This window comes from Orenia metallireducens, assembly GCF_003001995.1.
Lineage (GTDB): Bacteria > Bacillota > Halanaerobiia > Halobacteroidales > Halobacteroidaceae > Orenia > Orenia metallireducens_B.
Genome location: NZ_PVNB01000001.1, coordinates 67,753 through 89,691 on the forward strand (window position 1 = coordinate 67,753; position 21,939 = coordinate 89,691).

General features: G+C 33.2%; 18 protein-coding genes and 1 pseudogene. 1 reads left to right on the forward strand and 18 read right to left on the reverse strand.

Annotated features, from left to right (window positions below):
• Nucleotides 1-7: 7 nt before the first annotated feature.
• The 8 genes from bioC to BX659_RS00390 all read right to left on the reverse strand — a co-directional run bounded on the left by bioC (nucleotide 8) and on the right by BX659_RS00390 (nucleotide 8,440).
• Entirely contained in the window at nucleotides 8-781 is a 774-nt protein-coding gene (gene bioC / locus BX659_RS00355) for a malonyl-ACP O-methyltransferase BioC (protein WP_097016588.1), read from the reverse strand.
• Nucleotides 774-1,424 carry an alpha/beta hydrolase gene (locus BX659_RS00360; RefSeq protein ID WP_181186391.1) on the reverse strand — a complete coding sequence of 217 codons (651 nt, stop codon included), beginning with the start codon at nucleotides 1,422-1,424 and terminating at the stop codon, nucleotides 774-776. Before BX659_RS00360 ends, bioC begins: the two co-directional genes overlap by 8 nt.
• A gap of 554 nt (nucleotides 1,425-1,978) precedes the next feature.
• Entirely contained in the window at nucleotides 1,979-2,944 is a 966-nt protein-coding gene (gene bioB / locus BX659_RS00365) for a biotin synthase BioB (protein ID WP_097016586.1), read from the reverse strand.
• Nucleotides 2,945-3,189: 245 nt separating this feature from the next.
• The gene (locus BX659_RS00370) at nucleotides 3,190-4,056 is read right to left on the reverse strand and encodes an Rpn family recombination-promoting nuclease/putative transposase (RefSeq protein WP_097016585.1); all 867 of its coding nucleotides are present in this window, start codon (nucleotides 4,054-4,056) and stop codon (nucleotides 3,190-3,192) included.
• A gap of 153 nt (nucleotides 4,057-4,209) precedes the next feature.
• Nucleotides 4,210-5,370: a tRNA epoxyqueuosine(34) reductase QueG gene (queG, locus tag BX659_RS00375; protein ID WP_253250656.1), complete on the reverse strand. Its 1,161-nt coding sequence runs from the start codon at nucleotides 5,368-5,370 to the stop codon at nucleotides 4,210-4,212.
• Nucleotides 5,371-5,396: 26 nt separating this feature from the next.
• Entirely contained in the window at nucleotides 5,397-7,823 is a 2,427-nt protein-coding gene (locus tag BX659_RS00380; protein WP_097016584.1) for an EAL domain-containing protein, read from the reverse strand.
• A 143-nt stretch (nucleotides 7,824-7,966) separates the two neighbouring features.
• Nucleotides 7,967-8,203, reverse strand: coding sequence for a hypothetical protein (locus BX659_RS00385; RefSeq protein ID WP_097016583.1), 237 nt, complete (start codon nucleotides 8,201-8,203; stop codon nucleotides 7,967-7,969).
• 48 nt (nucleotides 8,204-8,251) lie between these two features.
• Nucleotides 8,252-8,440 (reverse strand): ferredoxin, encoded by a 189-nt coding sequence (locus BX659_RS00390; protein WP_097016582.1) that lies wholly within the window; start codon nucleotides 8,438-8,440, stop codon nucleotides 8,252-8,254.
• A gap of 132 nt (nucleotides 8,441-8,572) precedes the next feature.
• Here BX659_RS00390 and BX659_RS00395 point away from each other — a divergent pair, with 132 nt between their 5' ends.
• A complete protein-coding gene (locus BX659_RS00395) occupies nucleotides 8,573-9,988 on the forward strand; it encodes an aminotransferase class V-fold PLP-dependent enzyme (protein WP_097016581.1) in 1,416 nt (471 codons plus the stop codon).
• 90 nt (nucleotides 9,989-10,078) lie between these two features.
• Here BX659_RS00395 and manA read toward each other — a convergent pair whose 3' ends face one another.
• From manA to BX659_RS00445, 10 genes and pseudogenes are all read right to left on the reverse strand, one after another.
• Entirely contained in the window at nucleotides 10,079-11,125 is a 1,047-nt protein-coding gene (gene manA / locus BX659_RS00400; RefSeq protein WP_097016580.1) for a mannose-6-phosphate isomerase, class I, read from the reverse strand.
• Nucleotides 11,126-11,234: 109 nt separating this feature from the next.
• Entirely contained in the window at nucleotides 11,235-12,320 is a 1,086-nt protein-coding gene (locus BX659_RS00405) for a PTS fructose transporter subunit EIIC (protein WP_097016579.1), read from the reverse strand.
• 174 nt (nucleotides 12,321-12,494) lie between these two features.
• Nucleotides 12,495-13,481: pseudogene (locus BX659_RS00410) on the reverse strand (PTS fructose transporter subunit EIIC); the annotation flags it as partial.
• A gap of 241 nt (nucleotides 13,482-13,722) precedes the next feature.
• Nucleotides 13,723-14,034 carry a PTS fructose transporter subunit IIB gene (locus BX659_RS00415; protein WP_097016577.1) on the reverse strand — a complete coding sequence of 104 codons (312 nt, stop codon included), beginning with the start codon at nucleotides 14,032-14,034 and terminating at the stop codon, nucleotides 13,723-13,725.
• A 14-nt stretch (nucleotides 14,035-14,048) separates the two neighbouring features.
• Nucleotides 14,049-14,513: a PTS sugar transporter subunit IIA gene (locus BX659_RS00420; protein ID WP_097016576.1), complete on the reverse strand. Its 465-nt coding sequence runs from the start codon at nucleotides 14,511-14,513 to the stop codon at nucleotides 14,049-14,051.
• 5 nt (nucleotides 14,514-14,518) lie between these two features.
• Nucleotides 14,519-16,531, reverse strand: coding sequence for a BglG family transcription antiterminator (locus BX659_RS00425; protein WP_097016575.1), 2,013 nt, complete (start codon nucleotides 16,529-16,531; stop codon nucleotides 14,519-14,521).
• A 659-nt stretch (nucleotides 16,532-17,190) separates the two neighbouring features.
• A complete protein-coding gene (locus BX659_RS00430) occupies nucleotides 17,191-18,906 on the reverse strand; it encodes a phospho-sugar mutase (protein WP_097016574.1) in 1,716 nt (571 codons plus the stop codon).
• Nucleotides 18,907-18,955: 49 nt separating this feature from the next.
• Nucleotides 18,956-20,002, reverse strand: coding sequence for a type I phosphomannose isomerase catalytic subunit (locus tag BX659_RS00435; protein WP_097016573.1), 1,047 nt, complete (start codon nucleotides 20,000-20,002; stop codon nucleotides 18,956-18,958).
• 24 nt (nucleotides 20,003-20,026) lie between these two features.
• Nucleotides 20,027-21,007, reverse strand: a complete 981-nt coding sequence (locus BX659_RS00440) for an ROK family protein (protein ID WP_258176075.1) — start codon at nucleotides 21,005-21,007, stop codon at nucleotides 20,027-20,029.
• Between the two features lie 33 nt (nucleotides 21,008-21,040).
• A complete protein-coding gene (locus tag BX659_RS00445) occupies nucleotides 21,041-21,913 on the reverse strand; it encodes an aldose 1-epimerase family protein (RefSeq protein WP_097016571.1) in 873 nt (290 codons plus the stop codon).
• Nucleotides 21,914-21,939: the final 26 nt, after the last annotated feature.

Consider the following 21,939-nt stretch of genomic DNA (forward strand, 5'->3'; position numbering starts at 1 on the left):
TCTGAATCTATTTTTGTAATCTAACAAACAATAAGTGATGGGTTACAATAATTTGATTATCCTCTCTATATTTCTCCATATATTTACGTTCTATCTTCTTTAATAATCCTGGAGTCAAAGGTGGCTTATCTTTTTTAGCACTATTAGCACCTATTTTCTTAGTCGCCCTTAAAAAATCCCTCACATTAGGAAATCTTTCAATATACTCTTCCTCTCTTATCTCAACTGCTCTAAATTCTTCTGCTAAAATTCTCCTTAATTCAAATTTACTAAAGAACTTTTGGGAATAACTGTCTTCTCCCTTTACCTCTTGAAAACAACTTCTTAATTCTTGAAAGGTCTTATCTCCAAAGATAGAAAAATAAATCTCTCCATCCTCATTTAATTGCTCTTTTAAATTTATAAGAGCTAGTTTTAAATTCTCAAACCACTGAAAGGTAGCATTAGAGATTATTAAATCAAATTTTTCCTCTAATTTAAGCCTTTCACCATCAGCTAACAGATATTTCACCTGCTGATAGTCTCTAAATTTATCTCTACATTTGGCAATCATCTTAGGTGAAATATCAACAATCAGATAATTACTTCCTAAAAAACGGTTAATAAGTAACTCTGTAAAGAGACCTGTCCCTCCCCCAATTTCCAATACCTTATCTACTTCATCTATATCCTGTAAATAATTGTCTAGCTTCTTAGCCATATACCTCTGTACAACTGCATATTGATCATAGCTGTCGGCTGCTCTAGAAAAATTATCTCTTACCACCTCTTTTTCAATCATTTAAATACTCCCTTATCAAGTTATTTACCTCTACTTCTGCTTCATATAGGATATTATGACCAACTCCTTCTAACATGTAAAAATCATAATAGATAAAACAATCCAAAACCTGCTTAGAGCTAGAATTAGTTATTATCTGATCCTCTTTGCCCATTATTACAAGTGGTCTTATATCTTCAATAATACTTATATCTCTTAAATCCTCTTCTAATAAAAATTCTAACCCTTCTTTTAGATAGTTGCTACTTAGTTCTTTTATTTCTCCTTTATATTGTGTCAGATAATCTTGATATAAACCTTTATCATAAAAATTAAGTCTACTAAAATTAACTAATGTTCTCAACTTATTTCTGGCAAGGTCTCTAATCATTTTCTTTATGACTGTGCTAGGCTGATTTTCTAAAAAATAAAGGGTAGGAGCCAGCAGTATCAGTTTATTAACTTTAAAACCATTTAAATATTTTAAAGCCATTATTGCACCCAACGACCATCCTAAAAAATTTATTTCAGTTGGATTTAGACTAGCAATTTCTTGCATCAAAGATTTCTTATCAAAAAAATCAACTATAAATAGCTCATAGCCCACCAATTTTAACTCTTGATATAAACTCCTACTTGTCCCCCAACCCGGAAATACTACCATCAGTTTCATAGACAATTATCCCTTCCTATTAATCTTATTGTTAACAATAAAAATATCCGGTTTACAATATAGATAAAATTTTTATTTTGTTTGATAATAAACATAAAATTAACTCTTAAAGTAATACTTAATAGAGATATTGCAACACTTTCGTGTGAGTTTATAGTGTACAGTGGTTTACACGAAGAGTCTTGTCTTCTAGACTCGTAGGGACGGTTGACAGTTAGTTAAGGTCTTTAAAGGCGAAAAGAATTATTGTTTAAACAGAGCAAAAATTGAGCTAGAATTTAGAGTTTAATTAAATTTTAAATAAAGAATATAATTAATATTAATAAGTAGTACTTTGATTGCATAGTGAGTTTCAATTCTTTTCTAGACTTTTTGCTTACTTTTAGAGCAATGTCGCCCTGAGAAGTGTTCTTCTCCGAAGAAGTACTTTTGGGGTGCAAAAGTAAGGCACCCTTAGGCGCAACCTAAGGAATTTGTCTACTTTTTAAAAGTAAAGTGTCGCAATATACCCATAAAACACCAAATTTAATTCTAAAATTTAATAATCATTCCCCTAATCCCAAATCTTTAATCATCTGTAGATCCTCTGCTGTAGCTCGACCCTCAGTAGTCAAATAGTTTCCAATTAAGAGACCATTTATCCCAGACAATAGACTCAATGACTGTAAATCTCTTAAATTAGTCTCTCTTCCTCCACATAACTTAATCACCTTGGTAGGTAGGATAAATCTAAAAATAGCTGCAGTCTTTAAGGTTTCCATTGGTGGTACTGGATCATTACTATCTAGAGGTGTTCCTTCTACAGGATTTAAGATATTAATCGGCACCGAATCCACATCTAACTCTTTGACAGTAAAAGCCAAATCTATTCTATCCTCAAAGCTTTCTCCCAAACCGATAATTCCTCCACTACAGACCTCCATCCCTCTCTCTTTTAGAAACTTAACCGTATTTACTCTATCAGCATAAGTATGAGTAGTACAGATCTCTGCATAATAACTTTCAGAAGTCTCTAAGTTATGATTATATCGCTTTAGTCCTACATTAGCCAACTTCTCTGCTCTCTTCTCATCAAGAGTCCCTAAAGAAGCACAGACCTCTAAACTAGTCTCTTCCCTGATCAATCTAAATGCCTCTATTAAATTCTCAAAATCTTCATCACTGACTACTCCTCGGCCACTGGTTACAATTCCAAAGTGCTCTGCTCCACTACCTTCCATCTCTTTGGCTCTAGCCAAAATATCTTCTTTAGCCATCAATGGATAGGTCACTGTCCCTGTGTTATAGTGAGCCGATTGAGAACAGAAAGTACAGTCCTCAGAACAGCTACCAGATTTAGCATTAACAATCGAACATAAGTCTACTTTTTTACCGATAAATTTATTCTTAATCTCATTAGCTGCTGCTAATAGCTCCATTGTTCTACTCTCATCTAAATTTACTAAATACATTGCCTCTTCTTTAGTGATATCCTCACTTGCTAAGACTTTGTTCTTTAATTCCTGTAACATAATAACCTCTCCTTTTTAGTTAACCTATGTCTTTTGCGGTTAACAATATTCTTAAAAAATTTTCCAGCTAGTTACATATAATATACATAAAAAAACAGCTATTGTCAACCTCTTTAAAAACTGATTAACATACTCTCTCCAATAATATTACAAGATCAATAGGAACGATATTATAACTTAAAAATATTAATATCAAACTTTAATAAAAAAGACAACCCATTTATAGGTTGCCCAGAATGCCTTATTTAAATATTGTAACTTTCTTTAATCTTATTTACAGACTCTTTATCTAAATCAGTCATTTGAATTATCTCTTCCACTCCTATTCCTTTCTCCAACATGCTTTTGACTATTTTCTCTATACCTTTTTCTATACCTCTTTCTATACCTCTTTCCATCCCTTTTCTCTCAGCCTTTTTCAACGCCATCTCTTCATCCCTTAACCATTTCAATCTAGCTTCATAGACTTCTCTTTCTTCTTTGGTTAAGCCTATTGTATCCAAGACCTTTATCGCTTTTTCTATACTTTCTACTTCAGCTAGTTGAGAGGGAATTTGATCTTTATCATATTGATCCGCTCTCTTTAAAAATTCTGTCCATCTATCTAATGCTGTCTGTACTTCTGATAGGTCTTTATTATACTTTTCTAACTCAATAAAGTGAATCTCCAAATGATCTATCAGCTCTTCTTTAGACTGACGGTTCAATAATTGATAGACATTATGGTACTCTTCTTCATCCAAGCAATTAAAGTTAAGTACATTAATCACTATAGTCTTCTCTAGTTTATCATAATTAATCCCTGACTCTAGCTGGCCTGTATATAATCTTGCCCAATAATATAATGCCCTCTTATCATAATAATCTTGGTCTGTTATCTGCATCTCAATATTATACCAGACACCTTTTTCATCTACTGCTTTGACATCTAGAATTGATAATTTATCATTTTTAAAGTTCTTAGCATTATATGGATTCTTCAAAACTAAGTCCTTAATCTGTTCCTCTTCATCTAAAACTGAATTGATAAAGGATATTAGGATATCCTTATTCTCTTCACTACCAAATAATTTCTTAAAAGCAAAGTCCACCCGTGGGTTTAACCGACACATTCTAATTCACCCTCCCACTCTACAATGATAATTTAATTATAACATAAAGATATATTAAGACCAAACTCACAAATAAGAATATTTGACAACTTTCAATTCATTGCCACAACTTATATTTAACAATCAGGAAGCAGAAAGCTAAAATCAATATATTCAACTGTTCTCTGATTCCTGACCAACAATTCCTAATCTCTCTGTAGCTTTCTCTAACTCCTCAATCACTTGCTTATCCTTCTCTTTTAGGAGAGCCTTCTCCAATCTATCTAAAGCACTCTCATCACCAATCTCCCCCAAAGCCCAAGCTACATTGGCTCTGACTATCGGTTTAGGGTCAGATAAAGCATCTAAAAGATAGGGTACTGCTCTCCTATCCTTTAGATTTCCCAAAATTATAGCAGCATTACGCTGAATTGGCCGCTTACCTCTCCAGTTCATAGGAGTAATCATAAATTTATCTTTATACTCTTTGTTGCTTAAGGTCAATAAGGAAATTAAGTCAGGATAAGCCTCTAAAGTTTGGGGGCTAAACTCTTCATGATCTCCTAATTTAGCACCTTGATTCTGGGGACAGACACTTTGGCAGGTGTCACAGCCCCATAATCTAGTTCCCATCTTCTTTCGCTGCTTCTCATCCAAATAACCTTTACTTAAGGTGATATATCCTAAGCATTTACGGCTATCTAAAGTATAAGCATCTACTAAAGCTCCTGTAGGGCACGCATCGATACACCTTCTACAATCACCACACTTATCTTCTATAGGTGAATCATACTCTAGCTCCAAATCAGTAATTACCCCCCCTAAGAATATCCACGAGCCATACTCAGGGTTGATAATACTACAGTTCTTACCTTGCCAACCTATCCCTGCTCTTCTGGCTAAAGCTCTATCAACAGTAGGACCTGTGTCAACAAACTTAAATGCTTCTATCCTTTGCTTCTTAGTTTTAATGAACTCAATCAGCTTATCTAGTCTATCACCTAACACCCGATGATAATCCTGCCCCCAAGCAAAACGGGAGAGGCTTCCTCTTAACTCTTCTTTAGCCCTTATTCTACTTTCAAATATATATTTATCATCAACACTATAAGAGATAGCACAAACAATTACCGATTTAGCCTCTAAGACTATTTCTTTAGGATTACTTATCTTCTCTAAATCATCATGAACCAAGGTAGACAAATACTCTTTCTCTCTCATCTCTATTAAGAATTCTTTAAGTTCTGGAAAGGATTCAGCATTGGTAATTTTAATATCATCTATTCCAATAGATTTAGCATAACTTTTAATTTCAGTAGTTAAAGTAATAATCATCCTCCCCTTTCTTCAACTATAATACTTCATTGATTTATTTTTATTTGCTGCTCTTTTATTAATAACTCTTCAAATTTTTCAGTTGATAGTGGTTTACTAAATAAATATCCCTGTATTGATTCACAACCAATCTTTAAAAGTTGATTTAATTGATCTTCTCTTTCTACACCTTCAGCAATTACAGAAATCTCTAAATTTTTAGCCATATTAATAATCATCTTAGCAATAGTATCATCTTTAACAATATCATCTACAAAGACCTTATCTATCTTTAGGGTATCGATAGGTAGTTTCTGCAAATAACTTAATGAACTATAACCTGTTCCAAAGTCATCAATAGCAACTGAAACCCCCAACCTTTTAAGCATAATTAACTTCTTAATAACTTCTTCTTCATTATTTACAGCTACACTCTCTGTTATCTCTAACTCTAAATATTTTGGATTCAACCCACTCTCTTTTAGAACCCTTTTTATCATCTCAATAAAATCTACCTTCCTAAATTGGATATTAGATATATTTACTGCAATAACTAAAGTAGAATTAGTCATTAGATTCCATCTTTTAGTCTGTTCGCAGGCCTTCTTTAGTACCCATTCTCCAATAGATATAATCAGACCTGTCTCTTCTGCTATAGGAATAAATTCTACAGGAGAGATAAATCCTTTTTCGGGATGGTTCCATCGCAACAATGATTCCATACCTGTAATATCTCCTGTAAGTCCATTAACTTTAGGCTGATAGTAAAGCTCCAACTCGTCTTCCTTTAATGCTTTAACTAACATCTCTTTTGATAGTTTATTTCTCATATTTATATTATAAAATTCAAAATCATTTTTTCCTCTATTCTTAACATTATACATAGCCAAATCAGCATTATTAATCAAAAAGTCGATATCAGTTCCATCAATTGGATAAAGACTAATTCCAATACTTAAAGTAATGATCAACTCTTTTCCACTAATATAATAAGGTACTTTTATATTTGAAATAATTTTCTTAGCTACATCTTCTGCAAACTTCTTATCTTTAATCTTAGGAATGAAGATTATAAATTCATCTCCTCCAATTCGAGAGCTGATACTACCTTCTGGAAGATTCTCCTCTAATCTTTTGCTAATAGCTTGTAATAATAAGTCTCCTATCTCATGACCAAAGGAGTCATTGATACTCTTAAATTTATCAATATCAATAAAAAAGACAGCATTAATCTCATCACCTTTAGTTAAAGATAACTGCTCACTTATCTGTTCATAAAAATAAGACCTATTTGGCAAATTAGTTAACTCATCATGGCGTGATTGATGAAGGATCTTTTTGTGGGATTTCTCTAAAATATCCAACATATTATTAAACTTAACCTTAATAGTTGAAAATTCTCCCTTAGATCCAATAGTAAGTCGAGTTGATAGATCCCTGTTTTTAGAGACATCATTTATACCTTCAATTAATAGCTGCAAGGGATTGAAGATAAATTTATTCATAAAAGACCAAGTACTTATGAAATAAATAACTCCTACAATTAAAATTCCTCCCATAAAATATAACATACTAAGATAACCCTGATGATAGATATCTTTAACCTTACTTATCTTTAAAGTAAGAGCTGGTCTATTATATATATCATATAACGTTGAATAGCCAGACATATATGTGTCATCTATATCTTTAAGCCAAATATCAACTTTACCAATTAAATCTGAATCTAGACTCTCCATCTCTTTACCTGCTTGCCTCTGCTTAAAAGTTTCCATTGTAACTGCTAAATTAGTCTGTTCTGCTAATTGATTAATTAAGCCTTGATTCAAATAACGACCAATAATAAGAGAACCACGAATTGGTCCTTTAAAATAACCAGTTGTAACTGGGTGGGAAGAGACCATCATATAGCCTTGTGAAGTGGAGATAATTCCTGTAATATTATCTGTTGGCTTTGAAAAATCAAATAGCGGTGAGCCCTCTTTTAAATCTTCTAATATTTCTTTATCTACAATAACTTCTTCTTTATTCTTCAAATTAACAGCTTTCTTATAAATAATCTTTCCTTGCTCATTTACTAAGATAAAGATACTCCAATTATTTGTATAGAAGGTTTCATTCATTAAATTTTCATCTATATACTCCAAATTTCGATCTATAATAAACTCATAAGTAGCATCCCAAGCTGCATAATCCTGATTAAGTGCCTTTAATTGCAATAAGTTCTGCTCTAAAGCACCTATAACTTGTCTACTCTGTCTAACTGCATCCATTTCTTCTAACTTATAAAAGCTACTTAAAAAGAGATTATAACTTATTAAATATACTATAACTAACATCAGACAAGTAATTATACTAAAAATAACCAATATTTTCTTATTTAGTTTAATATAATCATCCTTAAATTTTAAAATAATCTTTTTCTTATTAGCAGATTCAATAAATCTTTCTCTTAATAATTTAAATAGTCCCATAACTCCACTCCCTTCTCAATTACCTTTATATTTTAAGATTCTATAAATCTAAGCCATCCCCTTCTTTAACAATTATTTATAATTATAACTCTATTATTAAAATTAACTGAAATATATAAAAGACAGCCATAAAGGCTGCCTTTTTAGTCTTCCTTTTTTGCTTTAATAAAGAAATCATCATCAGAATGCCCACCTTTGGTCTGGCAATTATAATTATTCTCTCTTAAGATATTTAGAATTTCATCGGCTTGGTGGGCATCCTGTCGTTCTAAGGTAATAGATAAATGTTGTCCTACTTCCATGTCAGCAGCTAGCTTTCTTAACTTTGCCAGCTCAGCTTTAGTAATTGCTGGTCTAAAATCAAGCGAGATATATCCCATATCACACCACCTTAATTTCAGAGACATTCTTCAATGCCTTGCTTTAAATTATATCTCTTCAATAGCGTCAGTAGGGCAAGAATCGATTGCATCTTCAACCTCTGCTTCTAACTTATCTGGTACATGATCAGTGATTGCTATTGCTTTCTCATCATCATCCCATTCAAAGACTGCTGGTACAGAGTTGACACACAATCCACAGCTGATACAGTCATCTTTTATTACTTGTACTTTCATTCTATCCCATCCTTTCTTATAATAAATTTCTTCCTTAGTATTACAACTTTTTAAAACAATTATTCACTATCAATTCACAGTCTAATAACTTAACTCATAAAATAATCTAAAACCCAAAATAGGAGGGAAAGGATGTTAGACAAAACTTTTTTACATAAAGTTAGAAAGGAAATTATAGGTATTAATGCTAAAGTACCTTTGATAGATGGACAAAAAGTAAGATACATCAACTTCGATAATGCTGCTAGTACTCCCAGTTTTAGAAGAGTTGCTTATAAAGTAAAAGAGTTCTTAACTTGGTACTCCAATGTTCACCGTGGCACTGGGTTTAAATCCCAAATATCTACAGAGATTTATGATGAAGTACATAATTTAGTTGCAGATTTTTTTGGCGCAAATAAAGATGACAATACTATAATTTTTGTTAAAAATACTACAGAAGCAATCAATAAGTTATCAAATAGTTTGCATCTATCATATAGAGATATAGTGATTACAACTCCAATGGAGCATCACTCTAATCTACTACCATGGCGCGATAAATGCAAAGTAATCTATAGCAACTTGGATAAAGAGGGGAGATTAGATTTAGATGATTTAGAGAAAAAATTAAAGAGATATAGAAGAAGGATAAAACTTGTTGCAATCAGTGGTGCTTCCAATGTTACTGGCTACATCAATCCTATCCATAAAATTGCTAGATTAGTTCATCAATATGATAGTAAAATTTTAATTGATGCAGCCCAACTAGCACCTCATCGCCCCATTGATATGAAAGAAAATAGTAATCCTGAACATATAGATTATCTTGTCTTCTCAGCACATAAGATGTATGCCCCTTTTGGCACAGGGGTTTTAATTGGAGCAAAGGATACCTTTGCAGAAAACAAACCAGATTATACAGGAGGTGGCACAGTAAAGGCTGTTACTTTAAAAGATGTAATCTGGGGTGACTTACCTGATAAGGAAGAGGCAGGTACTCCCAACATAGTAGGAGCATTGGCTTTGGGAGAGAGTATCAAGATGATTAATGAACTAAAATGGCTAAAAATCATCAAAAACGAAGAATTTTTACTAAATTATACCTTAAAAGAGTTAGAAAAAATTGATGAAGTAATACTTTATGGTTCAATGGGTTCTGGAGAACTAAGTGAACGGGTAGGAGTGATCCCCTTTAATATCAAAGGTCTAGAAAATACTTTAGTTGCATCTATTTTAGCCAATGAATTTGGAATTGGGGTTAGAAATGGCTGTTTTTGTGCACACCCTTATATTCATCATCTGTTTGGTCTGAGTGATGAAGAGATAGCTCGAGTGAAAGATGATATTGCTAAGGGAATTTATACCCATAAATATGGTTTAATTAGAGTCAGCTTTGGCTGCTATAATAGTCCCTCAGAGGTTGACCATCTTATTTATGCTATTAAGGATATTATAGCAAGAAAGAACGCAGGGGTAGATTTAACTAATGATTATAAATTTGATAAGGAAACAGCGGAGTATAGACCTAAGTATAAAATAAATTATGATAGGTATTTTAAAATATAAATTTAAGCTAAGTCTAAGATTATGTTTAAGCAGATCTTCTATCTCGCTAAATCAGTTCTACTTAGACTTAGCCTCAAACTCAACCTTTTATTAAAGACCTTTAATTTGCTTAATCTCTTCTTGAGAGTAACCCAATTCCTTTAATTCTGCTTTGAATTCAGCTAAATCTCTAATATAAGATTTAATCAATTTGCACTCTCCTACAAGCTCATATTCACCAAGGGTTGCTGGTAATAAAAGGGTTTCTCCTGCCTTTAGTTCCATCTCTCCACCTTCATAAGAAAGCTTTGCCTTTCCTTCTAATCCCATCAATACATAAAAACGCTCATGATTAGTATCAGAACTATACTTTTCAGCAATATCCAAAGTTTCTGTAGTAAAGTAAGGGCAGGCTACCAGAATAGTTCTAACATAACCTTCTTCTTTTATCTCTAAACCAACTACCTTCTCTTCAGGCTTTGTACCAAATTTAATTACATCTAAAGCAGCTTCAATATGTAATTCACGAGGCTTACCATCTTTCCCCATCCGGTTCCAATCATAAACACGATAAGTAGTATCTGAGTTCTGCTGAATCTCTGCAATCAAAATTCCCTTATGAGTAGTATGAACCATTCCAGTTGGAATATAAATCACATCTCCAGCCTCCACGTTAACTTCTATTAAATTCTCTTCTAATCTTCCCTCTTTAATTGAAGAGACAAACTCTTCTTTATCTACCTCAGGCTTAACGCCATAGACCAACTTAGCATCTTCTTGGGCATCAATCACATACCACATCTCTGTTTTCCCTAGCTCTCCATTTTCATGTTCAAAAGCATACTCATCATCAGGATGCACCTGTACTGATAGTTTATCATTGGCATCTAAGATTTTGATAAGCAAAGGAAACTTTTTATAATAATCTTCTTTAGCTTCTGTACCTAATATTTTTTCTCCTTCTTGCTTAATAGCTTCCATTAAACTCATTCCTGCTAAGTTACCATTACTAATTATACTTGTACCATTCTCATGGGCTGCTAGCTCCCAACTCTCTCCAATTGATCCTTTAGGTAACTGCTTAGAGAATTTCTCTTCTAAGGCTCTACCTCCCCAGATCTTCTCCTTATAAATAGGTCCAAACTTTAATGGATACATTATTTTATCATCCTTTCTTTAAGCAAGATTAAATTCAAATAAGAATTGTCTAAATTTAGACAATTCTTATTTGCTCTAACTACTTATTATCTTATAAAAATTCTTATTACTAATCTAAATCAAACTCTAAATCCAACTCATCTTCCTCTGCTTCTACCTCTGCTTCTACCTCTGGTACCTCATCTGTAACCTCTTTTTTCAACATGTTTACCATCAATGCACTTACTAATACTCCTACTACAACAGCCACAATAAACATTAATCTATTATCAACTACTGGTAAAACTATTGGTCCTCCATGAGGAGCATGATCGCCTACTCCACTCACAGCAGCAATTGCTCCACCTATAGCAGAACCAGTTACAATAGAAGGAATAACCCTAATTGGATCTGCCGCAGCAAAAGGTATAGCTCCTTCAGTAATTCCTATTAACCCCATAAAAAAGGCACCTTTACCTGCTTGGCGTTCTTGGGATGTATACTTATTTGGTGCTAAAGTTGTTGCTAATGCCATTGCTAATGGCGGGATACAGATTGCAACAGCAATTGGACCCATAACTGTGTAAACTCCTTGCTCAATTAATCCAGCACCAAACAAGAAGGCTGTCTTATTAATCGGTCCACCCATATCAAAAGCAATCATAGCCCCTAAGATAATTCCAAATACTATTTGACTACCATCGCTCATAGCTTTTAACCAACCTGTCAATCCAGCCATGAAGTTACTAATCGGTACACCTACTACATATTGTAATAAACTTCCAACAATAATTGTAGATAATAGAGGAATAACAAAGATAGGCATGATAGGTCTTAAAATTTCAGGTACAGACCAACCTTTAATCCAATTTGCTATAAAACCAGCAATAATACCAGCAATAATACCACCTAAAAATCCTGCTCCTATCTGTCCAGCTAAATAACCTCCAATCATACCTGGAGCTAAACCAGGTCGATCAGCAATTGAATAAGCTATATAACCGGCCAAAACTGGAACCATCATTGTAAATCCTGCTACACCTAAATTTAATAAATTCTCTAAGATTGGATTAGTTACATCTGCTCCTGAGCCAGCCTTTACACCACTTAACATAATTGAAAAGGCGATTAATACTCCACCTGCAACGACAAAAGGAATCATATGAGATACACCAGTCATCAAATGTTGTCTAATTTCATTCAATGTTTTTTTCATGATTACACCCCTTTTTATGAGATTTAATATTTACTTTTCCTAAAAATGATGTTTTCGGCAATTTTTAATTTTCATAATATTCTAAAATTTTAAATGGCAATAATTAAATCCCTAGCTCATATCAAATTCTAATTCTAGATTTGCCTCTTCTACATCTTCTTCAATTAAACCCTCTTTATCATCTTCTACTTTCTCTTTTTTGAGTAGATTAACCATAATTGCTGTAGCAAAAGAACCTGCTAAAGTAGCTATTATATAGAACATTTTCCCTTCTACTACAGGTAAAACTATCCATCCACCCCATGGTGCATGATTTAAAACTCCCATTAAAAAACCAATCACATTTCCTATAATTCCACCTACTACAATTGAAGGTAGAACTCTTAAAGGATCTGCTGCTGCAAAAGGAATTGCTCCTTCACTAATACCTATCATCCCCATTAGTAATGCTGCTTTTCCTGCTTCTTGTTCTTCAGAAGAGTATTTTTTTGGAGCTAAGAATGTCGCTAATCCCATTCCAATTGGTGGTGTACAAATAGCTACTCCAACACCTCCCATCAGCCATGGATGCTCTCCAACTTGTGTTTGAGCAAATAAAGTTGCTACTTTATTGATAGGTCCTCCCATATCAAAAGCAGTCATACCCCCTAAAATAGTTCCAAGAAGTACTTTCCCACTGTCTTGCATCGAATTAAGCCAAGTATTTAAGAAGTTCATCATAGCTGCAATAGGAGTTCCTATTACCCACATTACAACCCCACATACTATAAATGTTCCAAATAAAGGAAAGATAAAAATAGTTGAAAGTGATCTCATGTTAGATGGTAATTTAATTTTTTTAAGCATATTAACTACATAACCAGCTAAAAACCCTACAATAATTGCTCCAATAAATCCTGTCTTGTAATTATTGACCGCTATCCAAGTACCAATCATTCCAGGAGCTAATCCAGGTCGATCAGCTATAGAATAAGCAATATAACCACCAAGTACAATAGTGAAAAGAGTTAACCCTGCAATCCCCATATCAGATATATCTTTTAATATTCCACTATCAGGTACAGCACCTTTTCCACTGAGCATTACTGCTAATGATAAAAGTACTCCTCCAGCCACAATAAATGGAATCATGTGACTTGTTCCTGTCAAAAGATGTTTTTTCAAATCCGAAAATGTTTTTTTCATAAAATTACACCTCTATTTAATTTATATTTAGACTATTGAATAAATCAAATTAATTTAACCTTATAACCTTATTAAATATATCAATATCATTTACTTTTATTAAATATTAGCTAATTTATTCAATGGCCTATGTCAAGAATTATATAGAGGATTTCATAATTACTATATTACTTATTCCTTAAAAGACTAGGTATTATATTACAAAACCCTCAAAATTCTATTCCCCAAACTTTTGAACTATCTTATCAATAATTTGATCAGAATGCTTAATTGCTTTTTGGACATCAAGTTTTAACTTCGGCATACTTTTAAATCTTTCTGGGTTAGATATATTAACATCTGCTGCTATGATTACTGCTACAGCCTCTTTTACATCCTCTTCAGTAATCTGGTTTTCAATTCCAATTGAACCTTGAGTCTCTACTTTAATTTCTACCCCTTTTTTCTTAGCACTCTTTTCTAATGATTCTGCTGCCAAATAAGTATGTGCCACCCCTGTAGGACATGCTGTAACTGCTAAAATCTTCATTTATATCACTCCTTTTAATTATTTATTATTGAAAACATTTTAGATAAGATATCATTAACATCCTCTGCATTTTGAGCAGACATTAAACTATCTTTAAACTCTTCATTTAATAAATTTCTAGATAAGGTTGATAAAATCTTTAAATGATCATTTGATTCACTCTTAGCTGGAACTGCCAATAAGAAGACCAATTTTACTGGTTTATCATCAAAGGACTCCCATTCTACTGCTTCTTTAAGCCTTGCAAAGGCTATTGCTGGCTGGTCAACTCCCTCAGATTTACCATGAGGAATAGCAATTCCATAACCAACCCCTGTACTTGACTTCTCCTCTCTCTCAAATACAGTTTGAAGGTACTCATCTACTGAATTTAAATTACCATTTTTATCAATTAGTTCGCCTAATGATTTGATTATACTATCTCTATCTTCACCTTCCATATCAAGGACAATTAAATCTTCATTTATTAAAGAACTCACCTCTATCACCTCTTAAATAATAAATTTTTTATATCTTCTTTTGTATTAGCTCTTTTAATTGCTTCTAATACTTGCTTATTATCAAGGATTCTATGAAAATATCTGAAAAAATTCTTAGATTTTTCTTTTTCTAAAGCCAGTAAGAGAATAATACTTACTTTCTCATTTCCCCATTTTACTGGCTTGGCTAAAGTAGCTACTGCTATCTTAGAGTTTAAAACGTAACTTTCTTTACCATGGGGAATAGCCACTTCATTTCCTACAGCAGTAGATGTTATCTTTTCCCTCTCCAATGCTGAAACTATAAATCCTTCATCAAGTAATTTTCTATTTAAAAGCTCAGTACTCAACATTCTAATAATCTCTTCTTTTGAATCCAAATCTAAATTTATATAGATCAGCTCATCATCAAACAACTCTTTAATCTCATCAGATACCGATTCTAATTTTAACTTTTGATTCTCTTTATCTTTGATTAAATAATTAATTTTACTTTTAATCAACTTAATATCATCTTCTGTCAACAAAGCACTGACTTGTACTAGAGGTTTAGAAATATCATTTATTGGAATAGTACTAACAATTATATCCACACCTTCTAATTCTCTATTCTTCAATTCATGTACCGATATTAAATCTACTATTTCTATCCCAGCTAACCTCTTTCTTAATCTAGTTGCTACTAACTGAGAAGTACCAATCCCACTACTACATACAACAATCACTTTAATCTTATTGTTGTTTCTCTCTAAAGCAGCACCTAAGTGTAATGCTATATAGCCAATCTCTTCTTCATTGACTTTAATTCCTAAATGCTTCTCAAAAACTATACTAGTAGCCCAAGCAGCCCCAAAGATACTAGGATAATTATTCTTGATTTCATCTAAAATTGGATTTCTAAGGCTCATTCCATATTTTAAGCGATTAATAGCAGGTCTTAAATGTAAAACCAATCCTAATAGTAACTGCTCATCCTCGCTTAAATTAACTCCCAACACATCACCTGCCATATAAATAATATCCTTAGCAATTTCAATTACCTTCTGGTCTGTATTCTCTAGAACATCATTTATATCTTTACTGATAATATTCTGTTGTACCTTGGAGCCTAAAATATGGAGAGAGATATAGCCTAATTCCGCTTCTGGTATCTGCACATCCAACTCTTCTTCTAAACTCTTAGCTATTACCTTGGCAATTTCAAACTCTTCTGTCTCTTTTAAAGAATTTAATTGTTCTCTTTCCATTTTAATATCTTTTCCTCTAATTAACCTCTTTAAGCTAATAGCAATATGAATAACTAATCCTACAAAAGCTTCATCAGTAAATACAAAGTCTGACTCTCTTTCTATCTGCTCTAAAATATTCTCAATTTTTCTAAAATTAATATCTTTAAAAAGTTCTCGTAATTGTTGATAAGTTTTATTATCTATTCTACTATCTATTATTGTTGGGTCAGTTACATCTTCTAGCATCGCTTTTAATTCTTGATTATCTTTAAATTGAGCCAATAGATCAGCTACTGCTCTTCTCCAATTCTTCTCTTCCCCTTTAACTTCAACTCCATAATTCTGCTTTCTCTCTAAAATCAAATCATATTTATTCAGCCATTTTTCCACATCTTCTAAATCATTATAAATAGTAGTTCTACTAACATATAACTCTTCTCCTAAACTTTTCATTGTATACTTATTTTCAGACTGCAATAAGCATTTTAGAATATACTTCTGTCTAGTTTCTGAAGAAAAAGGGTCTTTATAACTTTCAGAACTAAAGAGTTCATTCTTTAATTCATTCTTATATTCAGGCTTAACCTCCAACCAAACTCCCACTCTAGGTTTCTTAATCAACTTAATTTCATCATTATTTAAGACATCTTCCAGCTTCTTTAGATCACTTCTAATTGTCCTAGCAGATACTTCAAACTCCTCTGCTAAGTCTTTGATAGTGATTGCCTCTTCTTGATCTAATAAAATTGACAATATCTTAGTACTTCTTTCATTTGGTAATGCTAGCATCTTTATCACCTTATTATTTGTTGTAGTTTTCCACTATTATTTCCGGAAAAACCCTACTAATGAGGAAATTAGTTAACTATCTTCTTTAAGCTTAATCTTATTATACTACATAAACCCTTGTTTTTCTAGGCTTTAAAAGCCATAATACCTTCCACTTTAATACGGAAACTCTTTACAAATAACTCCCTCAATTCTATAGGTATCTAGATTCAAAATGAAATATTAGTGGTATATTGAACACTTTTTACTTTTAAAAAGTAGACAAAATCTTAGGTTCCGCCTAAGGGCTGGTTACGTTTTTCCTTGATGAGAAAGTAACCAAACCTACGAGTTTTAAAGAACAAAAACTCTTCGTGATGAATCCAATCAAGAAAAAAATTCAACTCACTCTGCAACCAAATTGCTTATCGATATCATTAACTATATTCTTTAATTAGATTTCAGCTAATCTCTAAAGTTTTTATTTAATTTTTGCTTCGCTCAAACAGAAATTTTTTTCACTTTTAAAAACCTTAACTATCAACCGCATACTGTAAACTGTACACTAAAGTAAAAGTATCACATTCTCTAAAAAACATATATTTAAATGAGTAAAAAATCTGTTCTTTACTCATCACTTATTAAAAAAGGCGAGCTAATTGCCCGCCATTAGTATTTTATTATTTAATTAACTCCATTACAGCTTCCTTTAAATTAGCCAATTTCTCATCAGCAGCTAAATTGCTATCTCCTACAACGGAGAAGTAGAATTTAATTTTCGGTTCTGTCCCAGATGGTCTAACTGTTACTAAGCTATCATCTTCTAATAAAAATTGTAATACATTAGATTCTGGCAAATCGATAGTTTTCTCTTCTCCAATAGTTATATCATATTCTTTACTGACCAAATAATCCTTGATAACTACTACCTTCTGTCCATTGATTTCTGCTGGACTATCTTCACGAAGAGATTTTAATAAAGAAGCAATCTTTTCCTTTCCTGCTTTTCCTGGCATCTTAATTGCTTCTAGATCTGCTTTATAATAGCCATACTCCTCATACATTCTCATCAACTCTTGATAAAGTGAACTACCTTGAGCTTGATAATAAGCTGCCATCTCAGCAATTAACATTGTTGCTACTATAGCATCTTTATCGCGAGCATGAGTCCCATATAAATAACCATAACTTTCCTCAAAACCAAATAAATATTCTTTATCATACTTTCCTTCTTCAAATTCTCTAATCTTTTCACCAATATATTTAAATCCTGTCAAGGTATTCATTACATCAAGGTTATATTTTTTAGCAATAGGATTAATCATCTCAGTTGTTACCACAGTTTTGATAACCACAGAATTATCAGACACCTCATCTAAAGACTTAATTATGTATTCAGTCAATAATATTCCAACTTCATTACCATTTAAAAAGACCCAATTATCATCAGTATCCTTGACAGCAATACCTACCCTATCTGCATCTGGATCATTAGCCATAACCAATTGGGCATCTGTTTGATCAGCTAATTTAATCCCCATCTCAAAAACATTAGGCTCCTCTGGATTAGGATAAGCTACTGTAGGAAATTCTGGGTCTGGTGCTTCTTGTTCTTTGACCACATGTAAATTCTTAAAACCTAATTCCTTTAAGATTCTCTGTACAGGGATATTACCAGTCCCATGTAATGGGGTATAAACAAGATGAAAATCATCAGCTACTTCTTTGATTACTTCGGGATTTAAAGATAAATCCTTTAAAGTTTTGATATACTTATCATCCATCTTAGGGTCAATAATCTCAAATAATCCTTCTTCTCTAGCAACTTCTTCTGCAGTAATCTTTACCTCTTCAAAGTTCTCAATAGCATTGACTTCAGCAATAATACCTTTATCATGAGGTGGAACAATCTGACCTCCATCTTCCCAATAGACTTTGTAACCATTATATTCTGGCGGATTATGACTTGCTGTCAGCATTATACCAGCAGTAGCACCTAATTCTCTAAGGGCAAAGGATAATTCTGGAGTTGGACGTAAATCATCAAATAAATAAGCCTTAATCTCATTAGCTGCTAATACCAATGCAGCTTCTATAGCAAATTCTCTAGACTTATATCTAGAGTCATGAGAGATAACAACTCCCTTAGCTTTATCACCATTTTTAGCAATATAATTGGCTAATCCTTGAGTAGCTTTTCTAACTACGTACTTATTAATTCTATTGGTTCCAGCACCAATAACTCCCCTTAATCCACCAGTTCCAAAGTCTAAACTAGTATAAAATCTATCTTCAATCTCTTTTTCATTCCCACTAATTTTTTCTAACTCTTCTTTAGTCTCTCGATCGAAATAATCATTATTTAACCATGCTTGATATTTATTTTGGTAATCCATTATAACTCCTCCCTTTATCCTATATTTTCACTATTATCAATAGCAATATTTAAAGACCTTTAATCTGCTTAATCTCTTCTTGAGAGTAACCTAACTCCTCTAACTCTTTTTTCAATTCAGCTAAATCTCTAATATAAGATTTAATCAACTTACACTCTCCTACAAGCTCATATTCACCAAGGGCTGCTGGTAATAATAAGGTTTCTCCTGCTTTTAGTTCCAACTCTCCACCCTCGTAAGAAAGCTTTGCCTTACCTTCTAATCCCATCAATACATAAAAACGCTCATTGTTAGTATCAGCACTATACTTCTCACTTATCTCCAGAGTTTCTGTAGTAAAGTAAGGGCAGGCTACTAAAATAGTTCTGGTATAACCATCCTCTTTTATCTCTAAGCCAACTACCTTCTCTTCGGCTTGTGCGCCAAATTCAATTACATCTAAGGCAGACTCAATATGTAAATCACGAGGCTTCCCATCTTGCCCCATTCGATTCCAGTCATAAACACGATAAGTAGTATCTGAGTTTTGCTGAATCTCAGCAATTAAGATACCTTCTTCAATGGCATGGACAGTTCCTGATGGCATATAAAGAACATCTCCAGCCTCTACATTTATCTCAATTAAGTTCTCTTCTAATCTTCCCTCTTTAATAGAAGCAGCAAACTCATCCTTATCTACTTCAGGCTTAACCCCATAGACCAATTTAGCATCTTCTTGAGCATCGATCACATACCACATCTCTGTTTTACCTAACTCTCCATTTTCATGTTCAAAAGCATACTCATCATCTGGATGCACCTGTACTGATAGCTTATCATTGGCATCTAGGATTTTGATAAGTAATGGGAATTTTTCATAATAATCCTCTTTAGCTTCAGCCCCTAGAATCTTCTCTCTCTCTTCTCTGATTGCTACCATTAAGCTCTTTCCTGCTAATTTACCATTACTAATTACACTTGTACCATTCTCATGGGCTGCTATCTCCCAACTCTCTCCGATTGTTCCTTTAGGTAACTGCTTAGAGAATTTCTCTTCTAAGGCTCTTCCTCCCCAGATCTTCTCCTTATAAATAGGTTCAAACTTTAATGGATACATTATTTTATCATCCTTTCTATATTGTTATAATAAATCTAGATTCACTAAAGCAGTAGCCACTGCACCCTTAGCTCCTACATCACTACCTAACTGAGCAGTAGTGATTGTTGTAGCTTCTGCTAAGAAATCTAAAGCTCTAGCTTGAACAGTCTCTTTGACCTTAGCCTCAAATAAATCCCAAGAAGCAATAACTCCACCACCAATAATAATCTTTTCAGGGTTGAAGTTATTAATTAGATTGGCTAGCCCTATTCCTAAATAATTTGCTATCTCATCAATTATCTCTTGGGCTAGCTGATCACCCTTGTAAGCAGCCTCTGCCACAGTAGCACCATTAATCTCTGCTAGATCATCTACCAATTGAGCAATTAAAGTATCTTTACCTGATTTTACAGCCTCTTGACCCATTCTACCTAAAGCAGTACCAGAAGCTAATACCTCAAAACAACCATAATTCCCACAACCACATTGCAGATCACTATGGGGGTCTAAAGTAGTATGCCCTACTTCACCTGCTCCACTACTTACTCCATGAACGATCTTATTATCAATTATTACTCCAGCACCAATACCAGTGCTGATAGTTATATAGATCAAATCACTCACATCTTTTCCTGCTCCAAACCACTTCTCTGCTAAAGTAGCAGTATTGGCATCATTCTCTAAAAATACTGGTACTTTAAATTCTGATAACTCTGCTAAGACATCTACATTCTCTAAATCTAAATTAGGAGGATTAACAATTAGTCCTGTTTTGACATCTAAAGGACCTGGACTACCTAATCCAATTCCTTTAACTGCTTTCATATCAATCTTAGCTTCTTCTAAAACATTATAAATAGTTTTTTTGATGTTAGCAAAGATTCTATCCTTACCCTGCTTAGCCTCTGTAGGTACTTTACATTTAGCTATAATATTTCCCTCTAAATCTGCTAGAGCAGTTAAAATCTTGGTACCACCTAAATCAACACCTACTACATAAGATTTATCCATCTCATCACCCATTTTCTTTTTTTATTAGCTGCTAGAAGCTAACAGCTACTTGATACTTATACTATACATACAAGAGAATTCTGCCTCAGGCTGTAGAACTTCAATCCCTTCTTTAGTCTTCAAGTTACCATCAGAATCTTTCAAATCAGCAACCCCATACCAAGGCTCAATACAGATAAAAGGCGCTCCAGCTGGTGGTGACCAGATACCCATATATGGAAAACCAGTAAATTCTACTTTAACCTCTCTGTCAGAGCTCTTACTCTTTAATGAGACTGACTTTGATTTTAGATCTTTTAGAATCAAAGCATCATTTCGAAATAACTCTTCAGCTAAAGGCTTGCTATTATTATTAGCTAAAAATTCTATAGTGGTATCACTCAATAATCCTTCATCTAATAAAGAAGCCCTTAGCTTTTCATTCTCTTCAAACTCTAAATAATAGTCCTCTTTATTCTCTCCTTCTTCTAAAGGCCAATTAAAGGCTGGATGAGCTCCTATAGAGAAGTAGATAGTTTTTTGATCTTTGTTCTTCACATTATAAGTGACCTCAACTCGATTAGCTACTAATTTATACTCAATCTCTAATTCAAACTGATAAGGATACTTATTTAACAACTCTTCACTACTTGTTAGCCTATATACTACCCTTTGCTCCTCCTGCTCAACTAATTCAAATTCATTGTCTCTAGCAAATCCATGTTGAGTCAGCTTAAAAACTTCACCATCTACTTTATACTGATCATTCTTTACCTTACCTACAATCGGAAATAATACTGGTGCATGGCGCCCCCAATACCTTGGGTCAGCCTTCCATAAATATTCTTGATTATCCTCTTTTAGCTCTAGACTAGTCATCTCTGCTCCCTGACTAGCTATCTTAACCTTAATTAATTCATTCTCTATTATCGTTAACATTTCTATCCCCCTTTAATTTTAATCTT